General features: G+C 64.1%; 9 protein-coding genes and 1 pseudogene. 4 read left to right on the plus strand and 6 right to left on the minus strand.

Going from position 1 to position 12,826, the window contains the following annotated elements:
* The first annotated feature begins 65 nt into the window (after positions 1 to 65).
* Positions 66 to 713, plus strand: a complete 648-nt coding sequence (locus JV241A_RS25375) for a TenA family protein (RefSeq protein WP_134065051.1) — start codon at positions 66 to 68, stop codon at positions 711 to 713.
* A 3-nt stretch (positions 714 to 716) separates the two neighbouring features.
* On the plus strand, positions 717 to 1,382 hold the full coding sequence (locus JV241A_RS25380; RefSeq protein WP_115086801.1) for a TenA family protein: 666 nt from the start codon (positions 717 to 719) through the stop codon (positions 1,380 to 1,382).
* A gap of 46 nt (positions 1,383 to 1,428) precedes the next feature.
* On the opposite strand, the gene JV241A_RS25385 is transcribed toward JV241A_RS25380, so the two are convergent.
* Together JV241A_RS25385 and JV241A_RS25390 are read right to left on the minus strand one after the other, a co-directional pair.
* Complete coding sequence (locus JV241A_RS25385; protein WP_115086802.1) at positions 1,429 to 2,343, minus strand: tyrosine-type recombinase/integrase; 915 nt, start codon at positions 2,341 to 2,343, stop codon at positions 1,429 to 1,431.
* A gap of 181 nt (positions 2,344 to 2,524) precedes the next feature.
* Positions 2,525 to 3,316 carry a hypothetical protein gene (locus tag JV241A_RS25390; RefSeq protein ID WP_115086803.1) on the minus strand — a complete coding sequence of 264 codons (792 nt, stop codon included), beginning with the start codon at positions 3,314 to 3,316 and terminating at the stop codon, positions 2,525 to 2,527.
* A gap of 131 nt (positions 3,317 to 3,447) precedes the next feature.
* Between JV241A_RS25390 and JV241A_RS25395 the strand changes: the two genes are divergently transcribed.
* The gene (locus JV241A_RS25395; protein ID WP_134065053.1) at positions 3,448 to 4,095 is read left to right on the plus strand and encodes a DUF1345 domain-containing protein; all 648 of its coding nucleotides are present in this window, start codon (positions 3,448 to 3,450) and stop codon (positions 4,093 to 4,095) included.
* Between the two features lie 6 nt (positions 4,096 to 4,101).
* On the opposite strand, the pseudogene JV241A_RS25400 reads toward JV241A_RS25395, so the two are convergent.
* A pseudogene (locus JV241A_RS25400) lies at positions 4,102 to 5,277 on the minus strand (aminotransferase class I/II-fold pyridoxal phosphate-dependent enzyme); the annotation flags it as partial.
* Positions 5,278 to 5,585: 308 nt separating this feature from the next.
* Between JV241A_RS25400 and JV241A_RS25405 the strand changes: the two are divergent.
* Positions 5,586 to 5,846, plus strand: coding sequence for a DUF1652 domain-containing protein (locus JV241A_RS25405; RefSeq protein ID WP_115086805.1), 261 nt, complete (start codon positions 5,586 to 5,588; stop codon positions 5,844 to 5,846).
* Here the strand turns inward: JV241A_RS25405 and JV241A_RS25410 are convergent, their stop codons facing one another.
* The 3 genes from JV241A_RS25410 to JV241A_RS25420 all read right to left on the minus strand — a co-directional run bounded on the left by JV241A_RS25410 (position 5,847) and on the right by JV241A_RS25420 (position 12,811).
* Positions 5,847 to 7,931 (minus strand): EAL domain-containing protein, encoded by a 2,085-nt coding sequence (locus JV241A_RS25410; protein WP_134065055.1) that lies wholly within the window; start codon positions 7,929 to 7,931, stop codon positions 5,847 to 5,849.
* 270 nt (positions 7,932 to 8,201) lie between these two features.
* Entirely contained in the window at positions 8,202 to 9,707 is a 1,506-nt protein-coding gene (locus JV241A_RS25415) for an efflux transporter outer membrane subunit (protein ID WP_134065057.1), read from the minus strand.
* Complete coding sequence (locus tag JV241A_RS25420) at positions 9,704 to 12,811, minus strand: efflux RND transporter permease subunit (protein WP_115086808.1); 3,108 nt, start codon at positions 12,809 to 12,811, stop codon at positions 9,704 to 9,706. The genes JV241A_RS25415 and JV241A_RS25420 overlap by 4 nt, the downstream gene beginning before the upstream one ends.
* Positions 12,812 to 12,826: the final 15 nt, after the last annotated feature.

Raw genomic sequence — 12,826 nt, forward strand, 5'->3', positions numbered from 1 at the left:
ACTGCGGGGCCGACCATGCCTGACATTACCGGCTCCGCTGTCGTCACTCTAAAAAGGACAGCAGCATGAGCGCGCGCTTCACCGACAGCCTTCGCCAGCAAAGCGAGCCAAGCTGGACCCAGTGCATCGAGCACCGCTTCGTCAACGAACTGCTCGAGGGCCGTTTGGCCGACCCGGTACTGGTCAACTACCTGATCCAGGACCACCGTTTCATCGATGCCTTCCTGACCCTGCTCGGTGCAGCCATCGCCACGGCGGATACCTTCGAGGCGCGCATTCGCCTGGGGCGCTTTACCGGGGTGATTGCCGGTGAAGAGAACACCTACTTCCTGCGGGCCTTCGAAGCCCTTGGCGTCAGCGAGGCCCAGCGCCTCGAAGCGCCGGATTCAGTACCGACTGCCGGCTTCAAGGCGATCATGCGCGAAGCCGCGGCCACCCGCTCCTACGCCGCCGCCCTGGCGGTGCTCAACGTTGCCGAAGGCCTGTACCTGGACTGGGCCCTGCGGGCCAACCAGCAGCTGCCGCCGCGCTTCGAGCATGCCGAGTGGATCACCCTGCACGACAACCCGGCCTTCCAGGACTTCGTCGCCTTCCTGCGTGCCGAGCTGGACCGGGTCGGGCCCGATCACCCGCAAATCAGCAGCGACTTCTTCCTGCGCACTGTGGCGCTGGAGCAGGCGTTTTTCGACGCAGCCTACGACATCGAGGGGTAAGCCATGGATATCTTCGAGCGCCTGAAACAGGCCGCCAGCGCCGATTGGCACAGCTATGTAGAGCACGATTTCGTTCGCCAGATGGGCGCCGGCAACCTGGCGCAAGCGGCGTTTCGCAAGTACCTGGTGCAGGACTACCTGTTCCTGATCCAGTTCGCCCGCTCCTGGGCCCTGGCCGCCTACAAGAGCCGCACCCTCGCCGATATCCGCGCCGCCCAGGCCGGGCTTGCGGCGATCCTCGACGAAACCGAGCTGCACGTGCGTCTGTGCCAACGCTGGGGCCTGTCGCCCGAAGACCTCGCGGCGACGCCAGAGCACCAGGCCACCGTGGCCTACACCCGTTTCGTGCTGGACTGCGGCGCCGCCGGTGACCTGCTCGACCTGCACGTGGCCCTGGCGCCGTGCGTGATCGGTTACGCCGAGATCGGCCGCAACCTAACCCCCAATGGCGTTGAGGCGCTGGGCGATCATCCTTATCGCGAGTGGATTGGCGAATACGCCGGCGCCGGTTACCAGGGCGTGGCCACCGCTGCCCGCGCGCACCTGGATGACCTGGCTTCACGGACCATGACCGAACGCCGTTTCGAGGAACTGGTCAAGGTCTTCGCCCAGGCCTCGCGGCTGGAAGCGGACTTCTGGCAGATGGGGCTGGAGGCCGCGAGGCCGTAATACTGCACCGGCTCCCACAGGGGGCGTAGGCTGCAGGGCCCACAGGTCAGTAATCGTAGCGATCCACCGCCCGCCGCCGCTCGTTGTCATCGCGCATGTCGTAGTTGGCGGTGGTCTGGATGTTGGTGTGGTGGGCAAGCTTTTGCGCGATCGACAGGTCATGTTCCTCGATCACCCGGGTGATGAACGAGCGGCGAAAATCGTGGGGCATGATTTTCACGCCGACCTGGGTGCCGCGCTGACGGGCAATGTAGTAGATCGCGTGCTTGGTGATGCGCTCGCGGGTGATGTGGCTGCCGCGGCGGATGCGGTTGAACAGGAACTCGTCGTCAGCCTGCCCTTCAGGCAACTGCTCGCGGCGAAACGCCAGCCAGGCATTGAGCTTCTCGAAGGCCCAGGGCGGTGCGTACTTGATCAGTTGCTTGTTGCCTTTGCCCAGCACCTGCAGGCTACGTTCGTCGAAATCCACCTGGCTTAACGTCAGGTTGACCGACTCCGACTTGCGCATGCCGGTGCCGTACAGCAAGGCGATTACCGCCGCATCACGCAGGCCCTGGGGCCGCGGGTCGGCGGCGCAGGCATCCATCAGTTCGCGGATCAGGCTGCGCTTGAGATTGCGCCCGGCCGGCAGGCGCGTGCCCTGGGTCGGCTTGACCGTGCGAATCTTGAGCAACTGCTCCTGGCTGATCAGGCTCAGGCGCCACGCCTCGTTCATTACCCCACGCACCGCGTTGACGTACAGCGACGAGGTGTTCGGCGCATAGCCGTCGGCGCGCAAGGCCGCCACCAACGCGGTGACATGCCCGGGTTCAAGCTGGTGCCAGGGCACCTCGGCAATATCGCAATCCTCGAAACCCAGGCGGTCGGCGGCATCCTGGAGGATGTACTTCATGGTCAGCTGGCTGGAGGGCGCCAGGCGGGCGAGGTATTGCAGCAAGGGGTTTTGCAGTGAATCGGACAAACTGGGAATCCTGTAGAGCGCAACAGAGGTCAGGGGCCTGCAACGGGCCAGTCTGAATCGTCACAACGCCGCGGCAACTGACCTGCATCACAATCAGGTCATTGATTGGCAAGTCTTTTTAGCCACGGCAAGAATCCCGATAGTACCTCATCGATGCCCCCGGAATCGATTGAGGGCAATTTCATGGCACCGGATCTTCCACGTACAGCTTTACCGTCTCCCGGGTCAGCGACAGCACTTCATGGGTCAGGCCGTCGAAGTCGCTCTCGCCATGCTCCAGGTAGCCGTCACTGCGTTTGACCACGTACGGCACATAGCCGCGAGGTTTGCCGGTGTCGGTGTCGATGATCTGCATCCGGTCACTGTAGAGCGGCAACGGGTCGATCAGCGGCACCAGGGGCGCACGACCGACCACTATCGGGTCGGGCACCCACTCCGGCAGCCGGTCGCGGTGCTTGGCCACTTCGCTGAGCACCTGGGCGACCGGCAGTTGCATGGTTTTCGAGTAGTAGGCGTTGTAGGCGAAGGCGGTAATGCTCAGCTTGCAGGGGATGCTGGTCTTGCCCTCCAGCAGGCGATGGATTGCCGGCTTGAGCAGCGCCGTCTCGGTAGAACGGTCCGGGGTGGTCTTGTTGAAACGTGCCCAGACCACATAGTTGTAGCCCCGAATTTCAGAAATGCCCTCGAAGTCCACCCCGCCACCCAGGTTGTAGATCATTGCATGACCGACAGTGAAGTCCTGGTCGTCACCCAGGGCGCACTTGAGCCACTCACCGATCTGGCCATCGCCGGTGTGCCGTTTGAACAGGCTGACAATCTCTTCGTCGCTGCGAAAGCGCAGGTAATAGGAGCCGTCGTGATAGGTGAAGGAGCTGAACTCCAGCGGCATCGATTCGATACCGTGGCTGCAACCGCCGAGCGACAGTGCAGCGCCCAGGGCACAAGCGGCCAGGCGAAAAGAAGGGGCAAACAAAGGCGGCGTCATCCATGAGCATACAAGGCGCGCAAGGATGCCCAAGGCCACGCCTGCCAGCAAGCATTTCCGTGTCCGGTGGCCGCAGCAATGGGCTACAGTTGCCCAGGTACCCCCCGACCTGAGGCACCATGGCTTTCCATCGACTGACCCGCACCCACCCGCGCCTGAGCTTTTCTGCCGTCGCCGGTTGCCTGGGGGGCTGGCTGATTCCCGCCGACAACCTGGTCCAGCATATTCTTACCGGCTGGAACATCGGCGTCTGGCTGTACCTGCTGCTGGTGCTGTGGCTGACCTTGCGCGCCAGCCCCGAGAAGGTTCGCGAAGTCGCCTGCATCGAGGATGAAAACGCCGGCCTGGTGCTGTTCACCGTCAGCATCGCGGCGATCGCCAGCCTCGCCGCAGTGACCCTGCAACTGGCCGCCAGCCGAGGGCTGGCCGGTGGCCCGCAACTGCTGCATTACGCCTACACCGGCTTCACCGTCGCGGGCTCCTGGCTGATGATCGGCATGATCTTCAGCCTGCACTACGCCAGGCTGTTCTACACCACCGGCAGCAAGGAGCCTTTACTGCGCTTTGCCGACGGCGAGCTGAACCCCGATTACTGGGACTTTCATTATTTCTCGTTCACCCTCAACGTCGCGGTGCAGACTTCGGACGTGGGGGTTGCCGATCGGCAGATGCGCCGCATCGTCCTGGCCCACTCCCTGGTAGGCTTCGTGTTCAATACCGCGATTCTGGGCTTTACCATCAACATCGCGGCCGGTTTGCTGAACTGACGGCAAGCCTTCAAGGACTTGTACGGCGCAGCGGGCAATGCGCTGGCAGGCCTGCTCCAGGCGTTCGCTATCAAGTACCAGGCCAAAGCGCAGGTGCCCAGCGGCGCTGGGGCCGAAAGCATCACCGGCCAGCACCGACACCCCATGTTCCTCCAGCAGGCGCTCGGCAAAGGCCTGGGCGCCGATTCCGGTCTCGCGGATATCAATCATCACGAACATGCCGCCATCGGGCTTGTGCACGCGGATACCCGGGCAGCCTTCGAGGCTGGCGCAAACCCGGTCGCGCCGCTCGCGGTAGGTTTCGCGCATCTGCCGCACCTCGGGCAGATCCTGCTCCAACGCCACCTGGGCGGCGTTCTGGATAAAGTCCGGCAAGCCATAGAGCATGCACAGGGCCAGGTTGCCCAGGTGCTCGGCCAATACCTGCGGACCAATCACCCAGCCTACCCGCCAACCGGACATCGCGTGGGACTTGGACAGGCTGTTGATGGTCGCGCTGCGTGCGGCCATGCCCGGCAGGCTCGCCGGGCTGAAATGCTCGCCCTCAAACAGCAGCTCGCTGTACACCTCATCGGAGATCAGCCACAGGTCGTGGTCGATGCACAACTGCGCCAGGCGCTGCCAGGTAGCCTTGGGCAGGCTCGCGCCGGAGGGGTTGTGCGGACTGTTGAGCAGCAAGGCGCGCGTGCGTGCGGTGATCAGCCGGGCGACATCGTCGGGGTCGACCCGAAAGCCCTGCTCCGGGTGCACCGGCACCGGTACCACCCTCGCGGCGCAGGCGCCGAACACGGCCTCATAGGTGACGTACATCGGCTCGGCGACGATGACTTCGTCACCCGGGTCGAACAGGCACTGGGCCACGCCATACAGCGCGCATTGCGCACCGGCCAGCACCACGACTTCCAGCGGGTCGACCGGCTGCCCACTGCGGCGGGTGTGGTGAGCGGCGATGGCGCTGCGCAAAGCCTCGCTGCCGCGCACGTCGGAATAATGGGTATGGCCGGCACGCAGGCTGTCGATGGCGGCGTCGACGATGGGTTGTGGCGTATCGAAATCCGGGTCACCGATCGATAGCAGGATGATATCCCGGCCCTGGCCTTGCAATTCGACGGCGCGGTAGTGAATGTTCCAGGCTGCAGCACCGTCACCGGCGATACGTTGGGTGAGCGCGGAATAACGCATGGACGGTCTCCTTGACTGAACCTGGACGCGCCATTGGTCTGAAACTCCCTGGCAAGCATCCCAGCCGACTGCCGGTAAAAATAGCAGAACGGTATTGCCCGACGCGGGGAAATATTCCGTGCAAACGTTTGCCTGGCAAACAAATGTGTTCGCCCTGCCCTGCACCGCGCGTGACCTGGGTCAAACAAACGAAAAACCGTCATGATCGGCGGCGGACACTGATGCCGGTGATGCTATGTTTAGGTTTCTGTCCGGGTCACCTCGGCCCGCCCACTCTTGCGTGAGGTTCACCGTACAAGGAGGCCGGCATGAACAAGCTGACGTTCCCCAACGCCTGCCAGATGATGCGCTGGCATTTTCATCCGCTGGGCTTCGAGGCCAGCATGGACGCTCCGCGAAGCATGGTTGCGCGCCTGTTCGACCGGGCCACCGGCGAAACCCTGCTGGCGATTGCCGGCATTCCCTGTGCCACGCTGATGCAGGCGGCTGACGTCGAACGCATCATCGAAGCGGTGGAGGCGGAACTCGACGCCTTCGAACCCTCCTGCAACCTGCGCGCCGTCGGCTGATCAGCTGGCGGCCAGGGGCTCGCGCCCTCGCTCGATATCGGCAATGAAGCGCTCGGCCGGCTGTGGCTGGCCGAGCAGGTACCCTTGCAAGGAATCACAACCCAGCCGGGTCAGGAAGCTCTGCTGGCGATCGGTCTCTACGCCTTCGGCAACAATCCGCAACCCCAATGCCTGCCATAGCGCGACAATCGCCGAGACGATGGCGGCATCGTCGCTGTCCTGCTCCAGGTCGCGAACAAAGCCACGGTCGATCTTCAGCTCGTTGGCCGGCAGGCGCTTGAGGTACATCAGGCTCGAATAGCCGGTGCCGAAGTCGTCGATGGACAGGTCCACCCCCATGTCTGCAAGCTGTTGCAACACTTGCATGCTGGCGTCGGCATCGCGCATGGCGGTGGTTTCGGTGATCTCCAGGGTCAGGCTGTTGGCCGGCAACTGATGGCGCTCCAGGACCTTGGCCACGCTCTCGACCAGCCCGCTGTGGCAGAACTGGATGGCCGAGAGGTTCACGGCGATGCGCCAGTCGCTGTGGCCCTGGTCGATCCAGATGCGCATCTGCCGACAGGCCTCGTCCAGTACCCACTCGCCAATGGGGATGATCAACCCGGTTTTCTCCGCCTGGACGATAAAGCGGTCCGGCAGCAGCAGGCCGTGCTGCGGGTGTTCCCAGCGCAGCAGCGCTTCGGCACCGATCGGCTGGCAGTTGTGGGCATCGAACTTGGGCTGGTAATACAGGCGGAACTGGCCCTGCTCCAGGGCCACGCGCAAATCCTGCAGCAGTTGCAACTGCAGGCGCGCGTTGCTGTTCATTGACACGTCGAAGAAGCTGTAGCCGTTCTTGCCGGCGCTCTTGGCGTGGTACATGGCGGCATCGGCGTTGCGCAGCAGCTCGTGCTGGTCGATGCCATTACCCGGGTACAGGACGATACCGATGCTCGCCGAGATCTGCAGGTTCTGCTCGGCAACGCGAAAGCTGCGCGAGATCAGGTTGACCTGCTTGGCCGCCACGCCCACGGCGTCATCGGCTTCCTGCAGGTCCACCAGCAGCACGAACTCATCGCCGCCGATCCGCGCCAGGGTGTCCTGGCTATGCAGATGTCCGCGCAGGCGCAGGGCGACTTCCTTGAGCAACTGGTCGCCCATATGGTGGCCGAAGGCATCGTTGACCGGCTTGAAGCCATCCAGGTCGATGAACATCAGGGCGAAACAGCCACCCTGCTCGGCCACCTTGCTGATCGCCTGGTCGATTCGGTCGGCCAGCAGCGTGCGGTTGGGCAGGCCGGTGAGCGTGTCGTGCAGGGCCAGTTGGGTGAGTTCCTGATTGGCCAGGGTCAGCGAACGGGCAAGTTCGGCGGTCCGGGCTTCCAGGCGAGCATCCAGCACCGAGGTCAGCAAGGCCGCGGCCAGCACCGCCAGGGTGGTAATCAGCACCAGGTAATCCAGGCCGTTGCCGCTCAGGCCATTACCCAGGGCGCCGCAGTAACTGCCTTCAGGGAAGTTCGCCGCGGCCATGCCGGTGTAATGCATGCCGACGATTGCCACGCCCATGACGATCGCCGCGCCGCCACGGATCTGCCGCACGTAGAGGGTCTGCTGGCGCAGGCGGAAGGCGATCCACAAGGCCGCCGCCGAAGCGCCGACGGCGATCAGCAACGAGGCGCTGAACAACGTTGGGTCGTAGTCGATGCCCGGCGCCATGCGCAGCGCGGCCATGCCGGTGTAATGCATGCTGCTGATGCCGGTGCCCATGATCAGTGCGCCAAAACCCAGCTGCAACCAGGGCAAGGTCGGCTGGCTGACCAGCCACAGGGCAAAGCCCGACGACAGCCCGGCGATCAGCAGCGACAGCAGAGTCAGGGTAATGTCATAGCCCAGCTCGATCGGCAGGCTCAGGGCGAGCATGCCGATAAAGTGCATCGACCAGATCCCGGTGCCCATGGCCAGCGCCCCGCCAGCGATCCACAGGTACACCGCACGGCCCTTGGCGGTGGTGATCCGGCCGGTCAGGTCAAGGGCGGTATACGAAGCAAGGATGGCCACACACAGCGAAATCAATACCAGCGAAGAAGAGTAACTACCGATCAGCATGAGGCCTTCCACAACCCGTAGACCGGGCACTGGCAAGGCCCGGATAAAAGCCGATGATTGTACTCAACCTTTGGCGAAACGCACGGAGTTTCGGTGGAAGATGGCAATAACGAATCATCGCCTCTTCAGATGATTTCTAGAATATATTTATCATATAAAACAGTAAGTTAAGATCATAAATTAAAGCCATATGGCAGCATTCAATGCAATCTGCATCGAAAGCCGCCATACCGAACATACGACTTTAACAAGTTTATCTATTCACTTGTTTTATAAGGATTTATCTTCATCTTCCCGCTCAACAAACGCCGCCTGCGAGTCCCAGCCACCGCCCAGCGCCGCAATCAACTGCACGCTGGCCACCAGCCGCCCCTGCAGCAGGTTGAGCACGCTGCGCTCGTTGCTCAGGGCGGTGGTCTGCACGTTGACCACGTCCAGGTAGGCGATCAGCCCGGCCTTGTACTGGTTGTTGGTCAGGCGCAGGGATTCGCGGGCCGAGTCCAGGGCTTCGCTGCGCACCCGGGCTTCGTCTTCGTAGACCTTAAGCTGCACCAGGTAGTTTTCCACTTCCTTGAAGCCGTCGAGCACGGTCTGGCGGTACTGGGCCACGGTCTGGTCGTAGACCGCTTCGCTGCGGTCCACTTCGGCGGCGCGCTGGCCGGCGTCGAACAGGGTCATGGCCAACTGCGGGCCGACCGACCAGAAGCGATTCGGCAGGCTGATCCAGTCGCTGAAGCTGCTACTGCTGTAGCCACCGCTCATGCTCAGGGTCAGGTCCGGGAAGTAGGCGGCGCGGGCCACGCCGATGCTGGCGTTGGCCGACATCACGTTGCGCTCGGCCTTGGCGATGTCGGGGCGGCGTTCCAGCAGTTGCGAGGGCAAGGCCAGCGGTACCTGCGGCAGTGCCGGGATGTCCTTGCTGTCGGCCAGGGCGAACTCGGCCGGGGCCTTGCCCAGCAGCACGGCAATAGCGTTTTCCAGTTGCGCGCGCTGCCACACCAGGTCGATCAGGTCGGCCTGGGTGCTTTTCAGCTGGGTTTGCGCCTGGGCTACCGCGTCCTTGCCCGAGACGCCGGCACGGTACTGGTTCTCGGTCATTTTCAGCGAACGCTCATAGGCCTCGACGGTGGCCTCGAGCAGGCGCTTCTGCTCGTCGAGCACCCGCAGCTGCAGGTAGTTCTGCACCAGCTCCGACTGCAGGCTCAGGCGGATCGCCGCCATGTCGGCAAGGCTGGCCTCGGCGCTGGCCTGGTTGGCGGCCAGGCCGTCACGCAGCTTGCCCCACAGGTCGGCCTCCCAGCTCACCCCCAGCTGGGTGCTATAGGTGTTGCGGATGCCGCTGCTGTTGTTGCTCAGGCTCGAGCTTGAGCTGCCGGTGCCCTGGCTGGAACGGGTCTTGCCGGCCGACAGGTCGAGGCTTGGGAACAGTGCGCCACGGGCGCTGCGCACCAGGGCCTGGGCCTGGCGGTACTGGGCTTCGTACTGGGCGACGGTCTGGTTGCTGGCATTGAGCTGCTCGACCAGGCCATTGAGCTGGGCGTCGCCGTACAGCTCCCACCAGGCGCCGCGGGCAATGGCGTCCGAAGGGTTGGCCTGGGTCCAGCCTTCGGCGTGCTTGAACGCCACCGGCGCCGGGGTCTCGGGCCGGTGGTAATCCGGGCTCAGGGTACAAGCGCTGAGCATCGCCAGGCACAGGGCCGAGGCCAGCAGGCGCGAGCCGCGGGCAGCCAGCAGCGGCTGCAGCGAACGGTCGGAAAAAAGCGGACGTCGGGTCATAGCGGGGTTTCCAAAGCAGCGTCGGTACGCACGCCGCGCCAGCGGTTGAAGCGATGGCGCAGGCGGTCCAGATAGAGGTAGACCACCGGGGTGGTGTAAAGCGTGAGGATCTGGCTGAAGACCAGCCCGCCGATGATGGTCAGGCCCAGTGGCTGGCGCATCTCGGCGCCTTCAGCGTGGCTGAGCAGCAGCGGCAAGGCGCCGAGGATGGCCGCCAGGGTAGTCATCAGGATCGGCCGCAGGCGCAGCAGGCAGGCACGGCGGATCGATTCCTCCGGGCTCAGGTGCTCGTGACGCTCCAGTTGCAGGGCCAGGTCGATCATCATGATCGCGTTCTTCTTCACCACGCCGATCAGCAGGAACAAGCCGAGCAGGGAGATCAGGCTGAACTCGCTGCCGACCACGTAAAGGGTCAGCAAGGCCCCTACCCCGGCCGATGGCAGGGTCGAGAGGATGGTCAGCGGGTGAATGTAGCTTTCGTAGAGGATGCCCAGCACCAGGTACACCGCCAGCAAGGCGCCGAGAATCATGAACGGCTGGCCCTTCTGGCTTTCGGCGAAGGCATCGCCGGTACCGCCGAGCTTGGCGATCACGTCCTCGGGCAGGCCGACCTTGGCCACCGCCCGCTCCACCGCAGCCAGGGCCTGGTCCTGGCTGTAGCCTTCGGCGATGTCGAAGTTGATGCTCTCGGAGGCGAACTGGTCCTCGTGGCTGACGCGGTCGTCGGCCAGGCTGTTTTCGTAATGGGCGAAGGTGGCCAGCGGCACCCTTGCGCCATCGGCAGTAATCACCTGGACCTGCTCCAGGGTACGCGGGTCCTGGGCGTACCTGGGGTTGATCTCCATCACCACCTGATACTGGTTGAGGCTGTCGTAGATGGTCGAGATCTGCCGCTGGCTGTAGGCGTTGTTGAGCACCGAGGTGACCATGCTCATGTCGATGCCCAGGCGCTTGGCCTGCTCGCGGTCGACCACCAGGGTTATCTGCTGGGTGCCACCCCCCTCGCGGGCGTCGATGGCAGTCAGCTCCGGCAGCGCCTTGAACGCGGCGACCACCTTCGGGTACCACTCGCGCAGGGCCGACAGTTCGCTGCTTTGCAGGGTATAGAGGAACTGCGAGCTGCTCTGGTCGCGGCCGCCGCCGAACTGCAGGTCCTGGTCGGCCATCAGGAACAGCCGCCCGCCGGGCACCTTGGGCATCTCTTTGCGCAGGCGCTCGATGATCTTCTGCGCCGACACCTTGCGCTCGCTGAGCGGTTTGAGGCGCACGATCACCATGGCGTTGTTGGTGCCGCTGTTGCCGCCGATGAAACCGGCGACGCTTTCCACCGCCGGGTCGGCCAGCAAGGCGCGGCGGTAGATTTCCATCTTCGGCTGCATCACCTGGAACGACAGGCCGTCGTCGCCGCGGACAAAGCCCATCAGCTGGCCGGTGTCCTGCTGCGGCAGGAAGGTCTTGGGCACCACCACGTACAAGGCAATGTTGACCGCGATGGTCACCAGCAGGCTCAGCAGGGTCAGGCGCCGGTGGCGCATCACCCAGTCCAGGCTGCGCCCGTAACCGGCCATCATGCGCTGGTTGAGCTGCGCGCTCCAGCGTTGCAGGCGAGTCTGCTCGCCCTCTGGCTGGGCTTTGAGCCAGCGTGCGCAGAGCATCGGCGTGAGGGTCAGGGAGACCAGCAGCGACACCAGGATCGCCACCGCCAGGGTGATGGAGAACTCGCGAAACAGCGAACCGACGATACCGCCCATGAACAGGATCGAGACGAACACCACCACCAGCGACAGGTTCATCGACAGCAAGGTGAAGCCGACTTCCTTGGAGCCCAGGTACGCGGCGCGCATCGGCGGCACGCCCTCGTCGATATGCCGGGAGATGTTCTCCAGCACCACGATGGCGTCGTCGACCACCAGGCCGGTGGCGAGAATCAGGGCCATCAGCGACAGGTTGTTCAGCGAGAAGCCGCACAGGTACATGGCCGCAAACGTGCCGACCAGCGACACCGGCACCGCCAGGGTCGGGATCAACGATGCGCGCAGGTTGCCAAGGAACAGGAACACCACCAGGATCACCAGCACCACGGCGATGATCAGGGTGTGCTCGGCTTCCTTGAGGGTCGCCTTGATCACCGGCGAGCGGTCCATGGCCACGTCCAGCTTGACGCTGGCGGGCATCAGCGACTCCAGGGCCGGCAGCTGCTCCTTGATCTTGCTTACGGTCTCGATGATGTTGGCGCCGGTCTGGCGATTGATCACCAGCAGCACCGCGTCCTGATCATTGAAGAACCCGCTGTTGTAGCGGTTCTCCACGGCGTCGCTGAGCTTGGCCACGTGGCTCAGGCGCAGCACCGCGCCGTCCTGGTAGCGAATCACCAGGGGCTCGTAGTCCTTGGCTTTCTCCAGTTGGTCGTTGGCCTGCACCTGCCAGTTGCGCTGGCCATCTTCGATAAAGCCCTTGGGCCGGCGCTGGTTGGCATTGGCGATGGTCTGGCGCACGTCATCGAGGGCCACGCCATACTGGTTGAGCAACTGCGGCTCGAGTTCGACGCGCACCGCCGGCAGCGAACTGCCGCCGATCTGCACCTCGCCTACCCCCGGCACCTGGGACAGGCTCTGGGACAGGATGGTCGAGGCCAGGTCGTACAACTGGCCCTTCTGCAGCACGCTGGAGGTCAGTGCCAGGACCATGATCGGCGCCTGGGACGGATTGTATTTCTTGTAGGTGGGCATGCTGCGCATGCCGCTGGGCAACAGGTTGCGCGAGGCGTTGATGGCAGCCTGCACCTCGCGCGCCGCCGCGTCGATGTCACGGCCCTGGTCGAAGCCGAGGATTACCCGGGTCGAGCCCTGGCTGGAACTGCTGGTCAGGGTGTTGACCCCGGAGATCGCGCCCATGGAGCGCTCCAGCGGCGTGGCCACGGTCGAGGCCATGACCTCGGGGCTGGCGCCCGGCAGGCTGGCCTGGACCACGATCACCGGGAACTCGATCTGCGGCAGCGGCGCCACCGGCAACAGGCCGAAGCTGACGCCACCCAGCAGCATGATTGCCAGGCTCAGCAGCATCGTCGCCACTGGGCGGGCGATGAACGGAGCTGAGAGGTTCATGGGTGGCTCCAGTTG

The organism is Pseudomonas sp. JV241A (assembly GCF_900275665.1).
Taxonomy (GTDB): domain Bacteria; phylum Pseudomonadota; class Gammaproteobacteria; order Pseudomonadales; family Pseudomonadaceae; genus Aquipseudomonas; species Aquipseudomonas wadenswilerensis.

Coding starts and splice junctions, on each gene's coding strand:
- JV241A_RS25375 (WP_134065051.1), top strand. CDS start 66: ATGAGCGCGCGCTTCACCGACAGCCTTCGCCAGCAAAGCGAGCCAAGC.
- JV241A_RS25380 (WP_115086801.1), top strand. CDS start 717: ATGGATATCTTCGAGCGCCTGAAACAGGCCGCCAGCGCCGATTGGCAC.
- JV241A_RS25395 (WP_134065053.1), top strand. CDS start 3,448: ATGGCTTTCCATCGACTGACCCGCACCCACCCGCGCCTGAGCTTTTCT.
- JV241A_RS25405 (WP_115086805.1), top strand. CDS start 5,586: ATGAACAAGCTGACGTTCCCCAACGCCTGCCAGATGATGCGCTGGCAT.
- JV241A_RS25410 (WP_134065055.1), bottom strand. CDS start 7,931: ATGCTGATCGGTAGTTACTCTTCTTCGCTGGTATTGATTTCGCTGTGT.
- JV241A_RS25415 (WP_134065057.1), bottom strand. CDS start 9,707: ATGACCCGACGTCCGCTTTTTTCCGACCGTTCGCTGCAGCCGCTGCTG.
- JV241A_RS25420 (WP_115086808.1), bottom strand. CDS start 12,811: ATGAACCTCTCAGCTCCGTTCATCGCCCGCCCAGTGGCGACGATGCTG.